The organism is Novosphingobium sp. BL-S-34, from assembly GCF_056857015.1.
The window spans coordinates 1879028-1894883 of record NZ_CM166472.1; the positions used below are offsets into that span (position 1 = coordinate 1879028).

At 65.6% G+C, this 15856-nt stretch carries 9 protein-coding genes; 2 read left to right on the forward strand and 7 right to left on the reverse strand.

The window, feature by feature from the left end:
- Positions 1–274 precede the first annotated feature (274 nt).
- Together rpoB and rpoC are read left to right on the forward strand one after the other, a co-directional pair.
- Positions 275–4429 carry a DNA-directed RNA polymerase subunit beta gene (gene rpoB / locus AC1VV3_RS08930; RefSeq protein ID WP_132264514.1) on the forward strand — a complete coding sequence of 1385 codons (4155 nt, stop codon included), beginning with the start codon at positions 275–277 and terminating at the stop codon, positions 4427–4429.
- 77 nt (positions 4430–4506) lie between these two features.
- Entirely contained in the window at positions 4507–8826 is a 4320-nt protein-coding gene (rpoC, locus tag AC1VV3_RS08935) for a DNA-directed RNA polymerase subunit beta' (RefSeq protein ID WP_132264512.1), read from the forward strand.
- 618 nt (positions 8827–9444) lie between these two features.
- Here the strand turns inward: rpoC and AC1VV3_RS08940 are convergent.
- The 7 genes from AC1VV3_RS08940 to AC1VV3_RS08970 all read right to left on the reverse strand — a co-directional run bounded on the left by AC1VV3_RS08940 (position 9445) and on the right by AC1VV3_RS08970 (position 15843).
- Positions 9445–10158, reverse strand: coding sequence for a hypothetical protein (locus AC1VV3_RS08940; RefSeq protein WP_482961577.1), 714 nt, complete (start codon positions 10156–10158; stop codon positions 9445–9447).
- A 95-nt stretch (positions 10159–10253) separates the two neighbouring features.
- Positions 10254–11381 carry a flavodoxin-dependent (E)-4-hydroxy-3-methylbut-2-enyl-diphosphate synthase gene (ispG, locus tag AC1VV3_RS08945; protein WP_132264510.1) on the reverse strand — a complete coding sequence of 376 codons (1128 nt, stop codon included), beginning with the start codon at positions 11379–11381 and terminating at the stop codon, positions 10254–10256.
- Between the two features lie 128 nt (positions 11382–11509).
- Entirely contained in the window at positions 11510–12022 is a 513-nt protein-coding gene (locus AC1VV3_RS08950; protein WP_482961578.1) for a GNAT family N-acetyltransferase, read from the reverse strand.
- Positions 12019–12489 carry a GNAT family N-acetyltransferase gene (locus AC1VV3_RS08955; RefSeq protein ID WP_482961579.1) on the reverse strand — a complete coding sequence of 157 codons (471 nt, stop codon included), beginning with the start codon at positions 12487–12489 and terminating at the stop codon, positions 12019–12021. The genes AC1VV3_RS08950 and AC1VV3_RS08955 overlap by 4 nt, the downstream gene beginning before the upstream one ends.
- A complete protein-coding gene (locus tag AC1VV3_RS08960) occupies positions 12486–13442 on the reverse strand; it encodes an RDD family protein (RefSeq protein ID WP_134094758.1) in 957 nt (318 codons plus the stop codon). Before AC1VV3_RS08960 ends, AC1VV3_RS08955 begins: the two co-directional genes overlap by 4 nt.
- Entirely contained in the window at positions 13439–14515 is a 1077-nt protein-coding gene (locus AC1VV3_RS08965) for a stage II sporulation protein M (protein ID WP_482961580.1), read from the reverse strand. The genes AC1VV3_RS08960 and AC1VV3_RS08965 overlap by 4 nt, the downstream gene beginning before the upstream one ends.
- Positions 14512–15843 (reverse strand): DUF58 domain-containing protein, encoded by a 1332-nt coding sequence (locus tag AC1VV3_RS08970; protein WP_482961581.1) that lies wholly within the window; start codon positions 15841–15843, stop codon positions 14512–14514. The genes AC1VV3_RS08965 and AC1VV3_RS08970 overlap by 4 nt, the downstream gene beginning before the upstream one ends.
- Between the last annotated feature and the right edge of the window lie 13 nt (positions 15844–15856).

Sequence of the window (15856 nt, forward strand, 5' to 3'; positions counted from 1 at the left end):
CCTCCACTTCTATATGACGCCCTCGCTCGATCGCTTCGAGCAAGGCTTGTCCATGCGCGGGGACAGGCCCGGGAAGGAAGCGATACGGGTTTCATCTGACGCAGAAGGCTGCTGGCCGCATCGGTAAAACTCCAGGTTTTCCGCGCGTGCCGGGCGGCCTTTTGGCGTTTCGGATGCCCTGCCCACGCAGGGATAACGTCACTCGCGACGACGAATTTTTCCGGCCCGATTCACGCGAATCGGTCCTTTGAAGCGAAGAGGCAAAGACCAGCTCATGGCCACCAAGCCCGCAAGCGTCCGCTCTGCAAAGAAGCGGATCCGCAAGATCTTCGGCGACATCCACGAAGTCGTCCAGATGCCCAACCTGATCGAAGTCCAGCGCGAGAGCTACGAGCAGTTCCTGCGCTCGAACCCTGCGACGGGCTACGTCTCGGGCCTGGAAAAGACCCTGCGTTCGGTCTTCCCGATCCGCGACTTCGCCGGCACCAGCGAACTCGACTTCGTGCACTACGAGCTGGAAGAGCCGAAGTACGACGTGACCGAGTGCCGCCAGCGCGGCATCACCTATGCGGCCCCGATGAAGGTCACGCTGCGCCTCATCGTGTTCGAAGTCGATGCCGAGACCGAGACCCGCTCGGTCCTCGATATCAAGGAGCAGGACGTCTACATGGGCGACATGCCGCTCATGACCGAGAACGGCACCTTCTTCATCAACGGCACCGAGCGCGTGATCGTCTCGCAGATGCATCGTTCGCCGGGCGTCCTGTTCGACCACGACCGCGGCAAGACCCACTCCTCGGGCAAGTTCCTCTTCGCGGCCCGCGTGATCCCCTACCGCGGTTCCTGGCTGGACTTCGAGTTCGACGCCAAGGACATCGTCAACGTCCGTATCGACCGCAAGCGCAAGCTGCCGGTGACCTCGCTGCTGTTCGGCCTCGGCCTCGATAACGAAGCGATCCTCGACTACTTCTACGAGACGGTCACCTGGAAGCGCGGTTCGGGCGGCTGGCAGCTGCCCTATCAGTCGGAAGCCTGGCGCGGCGCCAAGCCCGCCTTCGACATCGTCGACGCCAAGTCGGGCGAAGTCGTGTTCCCGGCCGGCACCAAGATCAGCCCCCGTGCCGCCAACAAGGCGCAGAAGGACGGTCTTGAAGAGCTGCTGATCCCGACCGAGGAAATCTTCGGCCGCTATTCGGCCAAGGATCTCATCAACGAGTCGACCGGCCGCATCTACATCGAAGCCGGCGACGAAGTTTCGCCCGAGAACCTCGAGGCGCTCGACCAGGCCGGCATCGACCAGATCGACCTGCTCGACATCGACGACGTGAACACCGGTCCCTGGATCCGCAACACGCTCAAGGCCGACAAGGCCGAGAACCGCGACATGGGTCTGGAAGCGATCTACAAGGTCATGCGTCCGGGCGAACCGCCGACGAAGGAAACCGCCGAAGCCCTCTTCGCTGGCCTGTTCTTCGACGCCGATCGCTACGACCTCTCGGCCGTGGGCCGCGTGAAGATGAACATGCGCCTGGGCCTCGATGCCGAGGACACCGTCACCACGCTGCGCGTCGAGGACATCCTCGCCGTGGTCAAGGAACTGGTCGGCCTGAAGGACGGCAAGGGCGAAATCGACGACATCGACAACCTCGGCAACCGCCGCGTGCGTTCGGTGGGCGAGCTGCTCGAGAACCAGTACCGCGTCGGCCTGCTCCGCATGGAGCGCGCCGTGAAGGAGCGCATGTCGTCGGTGGACGTGTCGACGGTCATGCCGAACGACCTCATCAACGCCAAGCCTGCCGTGGCTGCCGTTCGCGAGTTCTTCGGTTCCTCGCAGCTCTCGCAGTTCATGGACCAGACCAACCCGCTGTCGGAAGTCACTCACAAGCGCCGCGTTTCGGCCTTGGGCCCGGGCGGTCTCACCCGTGAGCGCGCCGGCTTCGAAGTCCGCGACGTTCACCCGACGCACTATGGTCGTATCTGCCCGATTGAAACGCCGGAAGGCCCGAACATCGGTCTGATCAACTCGCTGTCGACTTTCGCGCGCGTCAACAAGTACGGCTTCATCGAAACCCCCTACCGCCGCGTCGTCGACGGTCATGTTTCGAAGGACGTCGTCTATCTCTCCGCCATGGAAGAGCAGAAGCACACCGTCGCGCAGGCGTCGGCTGAGCTGAACACCGACGGTTCGTTCGTCGAGGAACTCGTCTCGGCTCGCCAGAACGGCGAATTCGTGATGAGCCCGCGCGACCAGATCACGCTGATGGACGTTTCGCCCAAGCAGCTCGTCTCGGTGGCCGCCTCGCTCATTCCGTTCCTGGAAAACGACGACGCCAACCGCGCGCTCATGGGCTCGAACATGCAGCGTCAGGCCGTACCGCTCGTGAAGGCGGACGCTCCGTTCGTCGGCACCGGCATGGAAGAAACCGTTGCGCGTGACTCCGGCGCCGCGATCTCGGCGCTGCGCGCCGGCATCGTCGACCAGGTCGACGCAACGCGTATCGTCATCCGCGCCTCGGGCGATATCGAACCCGGCAAGTCCGGCGTCGACATCTACCGCCTGCAGAAGTTCGAGCGTTCGAACCAGTCGACCTGCATCAACCAGCGTCCGCTGGTGAAGGTGGGCGAAGTGATCCAGGCCGGCGACACCATCGCCGACGGTCCTTCGACCGAGCTGGGCGAACTGGCCCTGGGCCGCAACGTGCTCGTCGCGTTCATGCCCTGGAACGGCTACAACTACGAAGACTCCATCCTGATCTCCGAGCGGATCGTGAAGGAAGACGTCTTCACCTCGATCCACATCGACGAGTTCGAAGTGATGGCCCGCGACACCAAGCTGGGTCCGGAAGACATCACGCGCGACATCCCGAACGTCGGCGAGGAAGCCCTGCGCAACCTCGACGAAGCGGGCATCGTCTACATCGGCGCGGAAGTGCACCCGGGTGACATCCTGGTCGGCAAGATCACGCCGAAGGGCGAAAGCCCGATGACGCCGGAAGAAAAGCTCCTCCGCGCCATCTTCGGTGAAAAGGCTTCGGACGTCCGCGACACCTCGCTGCGTCTGCCGCCGGGCGTTTCGGGCACCATCGTCGACGTGCGCGTGTTCAACCGCCACGGCATCGAGGTCGACGACCGTACCCGCGCGATCCAGAACGAGGAAATCGAACGCCTCGCCAAGGACCGCGAGGACGAACGCGCCATCCTCAACCGCGCCACCTACAACCGTCTGAAGGACATGCTCCTCGGCCAGGTCGCCGCTTCGGCGCCCAAGGGCATCAAGAAGGGCGTGGACATCACCGACGAGGTGCTGGACGAGGTCGAGCGTCACGAGTGGTGGAAGTTCGCCGTTGCCGACGACCACATGCAGTCGCAGCTCGAAGCGGTGAAGACCCAGTACGACCTCACGGTCAAGGCGATCCAGGAGAAGTTCGAGGACCGCAAGGAGAAGCTGGAGCGCGGTGACGAACTCGCGCCCGGCGTGCTCAAGATGGTCAAGGTCTTCGTGGCCGTGAAGCGCAAGCTTCAGCCGGGCGACAAGATGGCCGGCCGTCACGGCAACAAGGGTATCATCAGCCGCATCCTGCCGCTGGAAGACATGCCCTTCCTCGAGGACGGCACCCCCGTGGACTTCGTGCTGAACCCGCTCGGCGTGCCTTCGCGCATGAACGTCGGCCAGATCTTCGAGACGCACCTCGGCTGGGCCGCCCGCGGCCTGGGCGCGCGTATCGGCGCAGCTCTGGACGACTGGCGCGCAGCCAATCCGGATCCCGTGGCCGGCGAACCGCCGGAAGCGGTCCGCGAACTGCTCAAGGAAGTCTACGGCTCCAACTACACCGCCGAGATCGAGGCGCGCAGTGACGAGCAGATCGTCGAATTCGCTCAGTCCGTCCGCAAGGGCGTGCCGATGGGTTCGCCGGTCTTCGACGGCGCCGTCGAGAAGGACGTCACCGACATGCTTCGCCTCGCCGGTCTCGACGAGTCGGGCCAGGTGGACCTTTACGACGGCCGCACCGGCGATCGTTTCGACCGCAAGGTGACCGTCGGCTGCAAGTACGTGCTCAAGCTGCACCACCTTGTCGACGACAAGATCCACGCGCGTTCGATCGGCCCCTACTCGCTCGTCACCCAGCAGCCGCTGGGCGGTAAGGCGCAGTTCGGTGGCCAGCGCTTCGGTGAAATGGAGGTCTGGGCTCTCCAGGCCTACGGCGCGGCTTACACGCTCCAGGAAATGCTGACGGTGAAATCGGACGACGTGGTCGGCCGCACCAAGGTCTACGAAGCGATCGTCAAGGGCGACGATACCTTCGAGGCCGGCATCCCCGAGAGCTTCAACGTGCTCGTCAAGGAAATGCGCTCGCTGGGCCTCAACGTCGAGCTTACCAGCCACGACGACAACGAGGACGACGACGGCGTGGCCCTGGCGGCGGAATAACGGGATCGGGCGGGGCCCGCGCGGCCCCGCCTTCCCTTCCTTCCGCCTCGAGAATTCACCCCCAGAGGGACTGAAACATGAACGACCTGACCAAGTTCACCAACCAGATGGCGAAGCCCGAGACCTTCGATCAGATCCAGATCGGTCTGGCCTCGCCCGAGCGCATCCGCTCCTGGTCCTTCGGCGAGATCAAGAAGCCGGAAACCATCAACTACCGTACGTTCAAGCCTGAGCGTGACGGCCTTTTCTGCGCCCGCATCTTCGGTCCCGTGAAGGACTACGAATGCCTTTGCGGCAAGTACAAGCGCATGAAGTACAAGGGCGTCGTCTGCGAAAAGTGCGGCGTCGAAGTCACCGTCACCAAGGTGCGCCGCGAGCGCATGGGCCACATCGAGCTGGCCGCACCGGTCGCGCACATCTGGTTCCTGAAGTCGCTGCCTTCGCGCATCGGCCTGCTGCTCGACATGCAGCTCAAGCAGCTTGAGCGCGTTCTCTACTTCGAAAGCTACATCGTGATCGAGCCGGGCCTGACCCCGCTCGAGAAGTACCAGCTCCTCACCGAAGACGAGATGCTCGACGCCCAGGACGAGTACGGCGAGGATTCGTTCTCCGCCGGCATCGGTGCCGAGGCGGTGAAGCACATGCTCATCAACCTCGACCTCCAGCAGGAGCGTGCGGACCTTCTCCAGGAACTTGAGACGACCAAGTCGGAGCTCAAGCCCAAGAAGATCATCAAGCGCCTCAAGGTCGTGGAATCGTTCATCGATTCGGGCAACCGCCCCGAGTGGATGATTCTCGACGTCGTGCCGGTCATTCCGCCCGAACTGCGCCCGCTGGTGCCGCTGGACGGTGGCCGCTTCGCGACCTCGGACCTCAACGACCTCTATCGCCGCGTCATCAACCGCAACAACCGCCTGAAGCGCCTGATCGAGCTGCGTGCGCCGGACATCATCGTCCGCAACGAAAAGCGCATGCTGCAGGAAGCGGTCGACGCCCTGTTCGACAACGGCCGCCGCGGCCGCGTCATCACCGGCGCCAACAAGCGTCCGCTGAAGTCGCTGTCCGACATGCTCAAGGGCAAGCAGGGCCGCTTCCGTCAGAACCTGCTCGGCAAGCGCGTCGACTATTCGGGCCGTTCGGTCATCGTGACCGGACCGGAACTCAAGCTGCACCAGTGCGGCCTGCCGAAGAAGATGGCGCTCGAGCTGTTCAAGCCGTTCATCTACGCCCGTCTGGACGCCAAGGGTCTTTCCATGACCCTGAAGCAGGCCAAGAAGTGGGTCGAGAAGGAGCGCAAGGAAGTCTGGGACATCCTCGACGAAGTCATTCGCGAGCACCCGGTCATGCTGAACCGCGCGCCGACGCTTCACCGTCTGGGCATCCAGGCGTTCGAGCCGGTCCTGATCGAAGGCAAGGCGATCCAGCTGCACCCGCTCGTCTGCTCGGCGTTCAACGCCGACTTCGACGGTGACCAGATGGCCGTCCACGTGCCGCTCTCGCTGGAAGCCCAGCTCGAAGCGCGCGTGCTGATGATGTCGACCAACAACATCCTCTCGCCGGCAAACGGCAAGCCGATCATCGTTCCTTCGCAGGACATGGTTCTCGGCCTGTACTACCTGTCGATGGACCGCATCGGCGAGCCGGGCGAAGGCATGAAGTTCGCGGACATGGCGGAAGTGCACCAGGCGCTTCACGTCGGTGCCGTGACGCTGCACTCGAAGATCGAGGCCCGCGTGCCGCAGACCGACGAGAACGGCGAGCAGTACATGAAGCGCTTCGAGACCACTCCGGGCCGCATGCTGCTGGGTGAATGCCTGCCGAAGTCGCACACCGTGCCCTTCGACGTCGTCAACCGCCTTCTCACCAAGAAGGAAATCGGCGACGTTATCGACCAGGTCTACCGCCACACCGGCCAGAAGGACACGGTGCTGTTCGCCGACGCGATCATGTCGCTCGGCTTCCGCAACGCGTTCAAGGCGGGCATCTCCTTCGGCAAGGATGACATGATCATCCCGGACTCGAAGGAAGCCCTGGTCGGCGAAACCAAGGAACTGGTTGCCGACTACGAGCAGCAGTACCAGGACGGCCTGATCACCCAGCAGGAAAAGTACAACAAGGTGATCGACGCCTGGAGCCGTTGCGGCGACCAGGTGGCGAACGCCATGATGGAAGAGCTGAAGGCTCAGCCGGTCGATCCCGAGACGGGCCGCATGGCCCAGATCAACTCGATCTACATGATGAGCCACTCCGGTGCGCGTGGTAGCCCGGCACAGATGAAGCAGCTTGGCGGTATGCGCGGCCTCATGGCCAAGCCGTCGGGCGAGATCATCGAAACGCCGATCATCTCGAACTTCAAGGAAGGTCTGACCGTTCTTGAATACTTCAACTCGACCCACGGTGCTCGTAAGGGCCTGGCGGATACGGCGCTCAAGACGGCAAACTCGGGTTACCTGACCCGCCGTCTGGTCGACGTGTCGCAGGACTGCGTCGTCGTGATCGAGGATTGCGGTACCGAGCGCGCGCTGGAAATGCGTTCGATCGTGCAGGGCGGTTCCACCATCGCCTCGCTCGCCGAGCGTATCCTGGGTCGTACCCTGGCCGAGGACATTGCCGACAAGGAAGGCAACGTCATCGCCGCCAAGGGCCAGCTCCTGGACGAAGCCGCCGTGGCTGCGATCGAGGCGACCGGCCTGCAGGCTGCCCGCATCCGTTCGCCGCTGGTCTGCGAAGCCCAGCAGGGCGTTTGCGGCAAGTGCTACGGCCGTGACCTCGCGCGCGGTACGCCGGTCAACATCGGTGAAGCTGTCGGCGTCATCGCCGCACAGTCGATCGGTGAACCGGGCACGCAGCTCACCATGCGTACCTTCCACATCGGCGGCGCCGCCCAGCTGAACGAAACCAGCCACCTGGAATCGATCTGCGAAGGCTCGGTCGAATATCGCGACATCCCGACGATCGTGGACAAGCGCGGCCGTCGCCTCTCGCTGGCCCGTAACGGCGAAATCGTCGTGATGGACACCGAAGGCCGCGAGCGCGCCATGCACCGCGTGCCTTACGGTACCGTGCTGCTCCACACCAATGGTGCGAAGGTGAAGGAAGGCGAACGCCTGGCCGAGTGGGATCCGTTCTCGCTCCCGATCATCACCGAAACCTCGGGTACGGTGAAGTATCAGGACCTGATCGACACCCGCACGCTGACCGAGCATGTCGACGATGCGACCGGCATGACCAGCCGCGTCGTGACGGAAGACCGTTCGTCGCGCACCGCGAAGAAGAAGGAGGACCTGCGTCCGCGCATCACCCTTCTCGACGACGCGTCCGGCGAATCCGCGCGCTACATGATGGCGCCGGGCACGACGCTCTCGGTGGAAGACGGCCAGACCGTCGAGGCCGGCGACATCATCGCCCGTGCCTCGCGCGAAGCCGCCAAGACCCGCGACATCACCGGCGGTCTGCCGCGCGTTGCCGAACTGTTCGAGGCCCGCAAGCCGAAGGACAACTCGATCATCGCCAAGGTCTCCGGCCGCATCGAGTTCGTGCGTGACTACAAGGCCAAGCGCAAGATCGCGATCATCCCGGAAGAGGGTGATCCGGTTGAGTACCTGATCCCGAAGAGCCGCGTGATCGACGTGCAGGAAGGCGACTTCGTCAAGAAGGGCGACAACCTGATTTCGGGTTCGCCCGATCCGCACGACATTCTGGAAGTTCTCGGCGTCGAGGCACTTGCGGAATACCTCGTGGCGGAAATCCAGGAAGTCTACCGCTTGCAGGGCGTGAAGATCAACGACAAGCACATCGAGACGATCGTTCGTCAGATGCTGCAGAAGGTTGAGATCACGGCCGGTGGCGATACCACCCTGCTGCCGGGCGAACAGGTCGACTACGAGGAAATGTTCGAGATCAACAGCAAGCTTCCCGAGGGCAAGATGCCCGCGGAAGGCAAGCCGGTGCTGCTCGGCATCACCAAGGCCTCGCTGCAGACCCGCTCGTTCATCTCGGCGGCCTCGTTCCAGGAGACCACCCGCGTGCTCACGCAGGCGGCTGTCGAGGGCAAGAAGGACTCGCTCATCGGCCTCAAGGAAAACGTCATCGTCGGCCGCCTCATCCCGGCGGGTACCGGTGCCGGCATGAACCGCGTCCGCGTGGCGGCCACCAGCCGCGATGCCGCCCTGCGCGCGTCCTACCGCCGCCTGCAGGAATCTCTGATCGCCGCCAACACGGCGGAAGAAGAGCATGCAGCCGAACTGGCCCAGGGCCCGGAAGCCGCGATCGGCAACGATCCGCTTGCCGCGGTCGAGGGTGAAACCCATGGTCTGGACGCCGATGCCGGCGATTACCTGATCAAGGGCGACGACCAGTCGGAAGGCGAACAGCCGGAAGGTGGCGACGAGGCGTAAGTCTCCCCGCTACCGCCTGACAGGCAGAATAGAGGCCCCGCCGGAGCGATCCGGCGGGGCCTTTTGCTTTGGGCATGACGGGCCTGCGCAGGACGGTGCGGCCAGGAGGCGGCTTCGATGGGCGGCTTACCGCGCTCGACGGGCGACATGGCTCGCGGGCGCCTTTCCGGGCATAGCGACCACACCCCGCTCTCTCGCAAGGCTGGTTCCGGATGGGCAACCCTGAGTCCAAGATCGTACCTGCCGCGATGGCTTCGGTCATCGCCATGGCTGCGCTCGCAGTCTGGTCCAGCCTTGCGGGATTCAGCGCCTTCGCCTGACGCCCATTCCTGCTGGATCGGCATTTCAGGGGACGCCGACGTCCGATCGCGGAGAGATAGAGCCGTTTTCGATCCGATTATGCAGGATCCACGGCGCTCGTTTCTGATCCATCGCGTTTTCCGAATCGTCAGTGGCTGTCACCGTGCGCAGGGCGCTGCAACGATCGCTGCCAACTTCCGCTTTTAGCCCGCCTTTAGCCGCGGGCTCTCAACTGCGCCCTTATGGCCTCGTGACGGACCTCATGCGGAAGCCGCCACGCGAATCATGCCGGATCGGCCAAAGCCCGGACTCGGCTTGTCAGCCCGCTCTTTGCCAGAAGGTATAGCCCCGGTGCAGGCCCGTACCGGCCACTGCCGCCATGAGTCCGACGACGAGGGCATCCCAGGCCATCAGCGCCCAGACGAGCGCCTGGGGCTGCCCCAGGACGACCATATGGTCCCAGCGGTGCAGCGGCTGCAGGACGGCCAGCGCGGGGGCGATGTAGATCAGCATCCGCAGCGCCTTGCCCCAGCCGCGCCGATAGGCATCGGCCAGCCCGGCCTCGCGGTCGCCCAGCAATCCGCCAACCATGAGGACGAGGCCCGGCATGCTGGCGATCGTAGCGAGGATCGAGATGGCGAACGCCGCCGCTGGCATCCGGAAGTCGACCAGGCCCGGCAGCGTGAAGACAACCTGGACCAGAAATCCGGTCAGGACCTGCTTCCAGCCGATCCCGGCCAGGCTCAGGCTGCGCAGGCCCGCCTCTCGGTTGGCCCAGAAGCGCGCCGCCAGCAGCATCGCGAAAACCAGTCCCGCGACTTTGACCGAACCCAGCGAGAGTCGCGCCGGGTCCGAGCCCAGGGCGGCGAAGGCATCGCGGCTGGCGAACATGCCGAGGCGGATCTCGACGACATGCTGGGCGAATTCCGGAATGGCGGCGAGCGCGGGGATTACCGGCGCCAGTTTCCACAAGACGAGGCTGTCTCGCAGCGAGGCGAAGAAGCCGCGGGCCTCCGCGCGGAGCCGCTCCATCGGCGCCCCCGCCCCTGCTTCCATCGCCGCAGGCGCGTGCGCCGCCCTTCGCGCGGACGCGCGCAGGGCTTTCGCCTTCGGCGCTCTGCCCGGATTCATTCCGCGGCTTGCGCCTGCGCCTCGTTCGCGGCTTCGATTTCGGCCGCCTTGGCTTCGACCAGCTTGACGATGTGGTCCAGCATGTCTTCGGACTGCACGACGTGGTCGGTCACGCCGGACAAGTAGACCATGTGCTTGCCATTGCCGCCGCCGGTGAGGCCGATATCGGTTTCTCGCGCTTCACCGGGGCCATTGACCACGCAGCCGAGCACCGAGAGCGAGAGCGGCGTCTTGATGTGCTGCAGCCGGTCTTCCAGCGCTTCCACCGTGCGGATCACGTCGAAGCCCTGGCGGGCGCAGGACGGGCAGGACACCACGCGAACGCCGCGCGTGCGCAGGCCGAGCGCCTTGAGCATCTCGAAGCCCACGCGCACTTCCTCTTCCGGCTCGGCCGAAAGCGAGACGCGCAAGGTGTCGCCAATGCCCGACCAGAGCAGCATGCCCATGCCGATCGAGGATTTCACGGTGCCGCCGATGAGGCCGCCCGCTTCGGTGATGCCCAGGTGCAGCGGGCAGTCCACCGCATCCGCCAGGCCCTGGTAGGCGGCGACGGCCAGGAATACGTCGCTGGCCTTCACCGCCACCTTGTATTCGTGGAAATCGTGGTCCTGGAGCAGCTTGATATGGTCGAGCGCGGATTCGACGAGCGCTTCGGGGCAAGGCTCCCCGTACTTTTCCAATAGGTCCTTTTCGAGGCTGCCCGCGTTCACGCCGATGCGGATCGCGCAGCCGTTGGCCTTTGCCGCGCGCACCACTTCGGCCACGCGGTCGTCGGAGCCGATGTTGCCGGGATTGATGCGCAGGCAGGCAGCGCCGGCGTCGGCGGCCTCAAGCGCACGCTTGTAGTGGAAATGGATGTCCGCGATCAGCGGGACGTTCGCGGCGCGCACGATTTCCTTCATTGCCGCCGTGCTCTCCACGTCGGGACAGGAAACGCGGATGAGGTCCGCCCCGGCTTCCTCGCAGCGACGGATCTGGTCGATCGTCGCCTTGGCGTCGGAAGTCAGGGTGTTGGTCATGGTCTGCACCGTGATCGGGGCATCGCCGCCGACGGGAACATTACCGACCATGATCTGGCGGCTCTTGCGGCGCTCTATATCGCGCCAGGGACGTACGGAAGACATGCGCCCCCTATAGGCCTTTGCAGTGACGGTTTGAAGCACCATTGCGCAGGGGTCCGCAATCCCCTTTCGGGTGGCCGATCGAGCGGTACCCGAGAGGCGCGTTCACGGCGCCCGTCCGGCGCCGCCAGTCACAGCATTCGGGCGTAGAGGAATTCCTCGTCGCGCTGTTCGCCGACCATGAAATGGATGTCGGCCACTTTGCCGAAGCCGTAGCGGGCATAGAACTTCTGCGCGCCGTCATTGCCGCTCCATACCGAAAGCTGCATTTCCCCGGCGCCATGCTCGCGCCCGATCTCCAGCGCGCGGTCCATCAGCGCAGCACCGATGCCGCGCCCGGTCGTTTCCGGATCGGTGTAGAGCTGCTTGAGTTCCACCACCCGCTCGTGCCGCGCATGTTCGGGCCAGCCGCAGGCCATGACGAGCTTGCAAAAACCCAGCAGCGCGCCGTCCTCTTCGGCCAGCAGCACGCGCATGGCCGGGTCCGCGATCTCCTTGGCCACTTTCGCCTCGCTGTGCGAATCGGCCAGGAAATTCTCCAGATCCTGGGGCGTGTACATATGGCCGAACTTCGCGACGAAACTGCGGGCGCCGAGTTCGGCCAGGGCCGCGGCATCGGCGGGGTTGGCGGGGCGAAGATTCATGTCAGTTCCCGGGTCATGCACATGGAGAAGGGATCGTGCTCATAGCTGCCGAAAGGCGGGCATTCCGTGAAGCCGTGCGCGCGATAGAGCGCATGGGCGGCGTGGAACGGCTCCGGCCGCCCGGTTTCCAGGCTGACGCGGCGATAGCCCCGCGTGCGCGCTTCCTCGATCAGGCGCAGAAGAATGGCCTTGCCCACGCCCCGCCCCCGATAGTCCGGCGCCGCGCGCATCGATTTCAGTTCGCCGTGGCCCTCGTCCAGACGCTTGATCGCCCCGCACCCGGCCAGGTGCTCGCCATCCCAGGCGGAGAAGAACGTGACATCGGGCTGGCGCAGGCGGGCGGCCGGCATGGCGTGGACACTCTCCGGCGGCGACCACTGGTGCATTTCGTCGAGATGGAACTGCAGCAGATCGAGTACGTCACGGCCCGTCAGGTCGTCTTCCACGATCGTCAGATGAAGCGTCATTCCTGGCTCCCGGAAAACTTGTCTGCCTTGCGGCGGCCCATGCGCATGCCTGCTTCCAGGCGGGCACGCAACTGGGTGTAGTAGTCTTCCAGGAAGGCCCGCTCGTCGTTCCAGCCGTCGTTGCGGTCGATCTTGCGGGCGATGGTTTCGTAGACGCTTTCGAGCGATTGCGCCCGGTCGTCGCGCAGGACGCGTTCCAGCGCCTGCAGCTCGTATTCGCCGTAGACCGCCAGTTCGGCTTCCTCGAAGCGATAGGTGCGCCGCGCCGGCGCTGCGCCGGCATCGAGGGCGACCTCGTCCTCATGCCTTGCCGCAGGCGTGCGCGCGAGGGACATCGCCGCCTCCAGCTTCTGGCGTGGCCGCTCCAGCACCCAGGTCCCCGCGATCATGTCGCCGGCCCGCAGGGCGTCGCGGTTGAACAAGGGCATGAGCAGGAAGATCGCCAGCCAGCCGGTGGCCGTCAGCCAGCCCATGCCGCTTTGCGCCCCCGCCTGCAGGATGAAGACGATCGGCAGGAACAGCTCGATGTCGCGCAGGAGGTTGCGGGCGATCACCATGTCCGCCGTCAGCCGCCCGCCATCGCGTGCGGCGATGCGGATGCCGGCGATACGCTTGCCCGGCGTGGCGCCGCGCGGTCCCAGTTCGAAGAACAGGAAATAGGCGTTGCGGAACAGGAACATCGCCACCAGCCAGACGATGACGAGAAACTGCAGGGCATGGCCCAGCGCATTCTTCTGTTCGAGATTGCGATCGATCCCGGTCAACCCGCCGGCGATTTCGATGAGCCCCCAGGTCGTGAGGCCCATGAGCACCAGGATCACCAGGAAATCGAGCATGAGCGCGCCCACGCGCGATCCCCGGCTGGCCACCGTCACCGGGACCGAGATGCCTTCCGGCGTCACCAGCACGCGGTCGCGCGAGGTGCGCCGGTAGCGGGTCGGCACCACGCTCATGCCGCGCGCACTTTGCCGCGGTTGCCCCGGAAGGCGAAGAAATAGGCGCACCAGGCCGCCAGCATGAAGCCGCCGATAGCGAATCGTCCGAAAGTCTGGTCGACGAGCTGGCGCGCAAAGCCTTCGAGCAGCGCGGCGACGATCAGCATGAGCACCACCCCGGTCATGACCAGCGCCGCGCGCCGCCCGGCTTCCGCCGTCGCCTGAAGCACCGGCCGGTTGCCGGGAAAGGCGAGCGAGCGGCCGATGTGCAGCCCTGCCGCGCCCGCCAGCATGATGGCGAAGAGTTCCGTCGTACCGTGGACGGCGAGCCATCCGGCGAAATCGGTCAGCAGCCCGGCCCCATGGTAGAGCCAGAGCATCGCCCCCAGCATGGCCATGTTGTGCACCAGCAACAGGAGCGAGGGGATGCCGAAAGCGAAGCCCAGCGCGAAGGCCAGGATCGAGACTTGCGAATTGTTGCTGAACAGCTGGGTCGCGAACAGGCTCATGCCGTTGCGGCCGCTATCGCCGAACAGCGTGTGGCGCAGGGCTTCGCGGGTCGCCCCGGGTAGGCGGCCGCCCGCCATGTCGCCGCCGACAAGGGCATGGTACCAGTCCACGTCGTGCGCCACGAGCAGCCAGCCCACCACGGTTCCGGCCACCATCACCGCCAGCGCGACCAGGATGTCCAGCCAGATCGCCCGCACCGCCGCGCTCCAACCGCCGCCCAGGAAGCCGCGCAGCCAGTCCCACAGCGAACTGCGCGGGCCGTAGACGACGAACCAGGCGCGCTGCACCAGCGCTTCGAGATACGCCAGCGTCGCGGCATCGAGCGAGGTTTCCCGCGCGATCGACAAGCTGGAGGCCACGGTACGGTAGAGCCCCGGAAGAGCCAGCAGGTCTTCGTCCGACAGGCGGCGGAGGCGGCCCTTCTCCATGCTGGTGACGATCGCTTCCAGCCGCTGCCAGTCGGCCTCGCGTTCGAGGCGGAAGCGGTCGGAGCGCAGCGCCGCGCTCTCGATGGCGGAGACGGAATCGGGAAGCCCGGTACCGGAGCGCCCCGTACCTGAAAGCAGAGTGGCGGCGTTCATCCGATCGCTCCCGATCGCTTGATTTCGAGATAGGCATCGATCAGCCGGGTGCCGATCGTGTGATAAGGCGCTTCCACCACGTCCACGCCCAGCTGTTGCAGCCGCCGGGTGACCAGCGCGCGCTGGCGCAGCAGGGTATCCGCGGAAACCGCCATGGACAGCGTTTCGAGGTCGTCCGGCGCCGCGCCCGAGATCGCCTCCAGCTCGTCGTCGGCCATGGTGACGAACAGCACGACATGGCGCGAGACGAGCCGGCCGATCGATTCGATCATGAGCTGGGCGCTGGTGGGGTCGGTGAAGTCGGAGAACACCACGATCAGCGAACGGCGCTGCAGGCGCGCGGCCAGGGTGGCCAGCGCCAGCGTGAAATTCGGCTCTTCGGAGCGATATTCCAGCCCCGCCGCCGCGCGTTGCAGCCGGTGAAAGTCGCGCGATGCGGTGACGAAAGGCGTCGCCACTTCGGGCCGCGCGGCGAAGCCGAACAGCGAGACGCGGTCGCCGCCCTTGAGCGCCACGTAGCTGGTGGCGAGCGCGGCGGAAACCGCGCGGTCGAGCCGGGGCATGCCCTGGATCGGCTCGCACATCGTCTGTCCGCAATCGAAGGCGAAGACGATCTGGTTGTTCCGCTCGGTCTCGTATTCCTTGGCGTAGAGGTGGACGTGCCGCGCCGAGCTTTTCCAGTCGATCCGGCGGCGGTCCATGCCCGGCTCGTATTCGGCCAGCGATTCGAACTGGGTGCCCTCGCCCCGGATGCGGCGGGCGATCAGGCCATATTGCGCATCCTTGAGGAAGGTCTGCAGCGCCGGGGAGCGCACGGCGGCAATGTTGGGCCAGACGCGCACTTCCCGGCCGAGTTCACCGCGGAACTGCCGTGCGCCCAGCCCCATAGGCCCGGTCCAGCGCAGCCAGGTCCGCGCGATCCGGCCGGTGCCGCGGCGCGAGGGGCGGAAGGCGAGCGTGCCGCGCCAGCCGTCCTCACCCCGGTGGGCCAGAGTGAGGCTGGCCCGTCCGCCGGGAACGAGGCGTGGATCGCATTCCAGGGCGAGTTCGACCCGCGAGGCCCGCGCAGCGGAAAGATCCAGCGCGGCGGTCAGTTCGGCCGGCTCTCCCACTTCGACATCGGCCGGTACCGCGATCCGCAAGTCGCCCAGGCGCCCCGCCAGAAGCGCGTCGATCGCGATCAACGCCAGCACCGCCAGCCCGAACACCGGCGCCACGACCCAGGCTTCGGGCCGCGTCGCGCCGATCACCAGCGCCACCGGCGCGGCCAGCGCCAGTAGCCCGGCCGCACGCGCGGTGGGCACCATGGGAGCGGAGCGCAGGCTCATCGGATCAGGACCG

Coding starts and splice junctions, on each gene's coding strand:
- AC1VV3_RS08940 (WP_482961577.1), bottom strand. CDS start 10,158: ATGGAGCGGCTCCGCGCGGAGGCCCGCGGCTTCTTCGCCTCGCTGCGA.
- rpoC (WP_132264512.1), top strand. CDS start 4,507: ATGAACGACCTGACCAAGTTCACCAACCAGATGGCGAAGCCCGAGACC.
- AC1VV3_RS08950 (WP_482961578.1), bottom strand. CDS start 12,022: ATGAATCTTCGCCCCGCCAACCCCGCCGATGCCGCGGCCCTGGCCGAA.
- AC1VV3_RS08955 (WP_482961579.1), bottom strand. CDS start 12,489: ATGACGCTTCATCTGACGATCGTGGAAGACGACCTGACGGGCCGTGAC.
- AC1VV3_RS08970 (WP_482961581.1), bottom strand. CDS start 15,843: ATGAGCCTGCGCTCCGCTCCCATGGTGCCCACCGCGCGTGCGGCCGGG.
- ispG (WP_132264510.1), bottom strand. CDS start 11,381: ATGTCTTCCGTACGTCCCTGGCGCGATATAGAGCGCCGCAAGAGCCGC.
- rpoB (WP_132264514.1), top strand. CDS start 275: ATGGCCACCAAGCCCGCAAGCGTCCGCTCTGCAAAGAAGCGGATCCGC.
- AC1VV3_RS08960 (WP_134094758.1), bottom strand. CDS start 13,442: ATGAGCGTGGTGCCGACCCGCTACCGGCGCACCTCGCGCGACCGCGTG.
- AC1VV3_RS08965 (WP_482961580.1), bottom strand. CDS start 14,515: ATGAACGCCGCCACTCTGCTTTCAGGTACGGGGCGCTCCGGTACCGGG.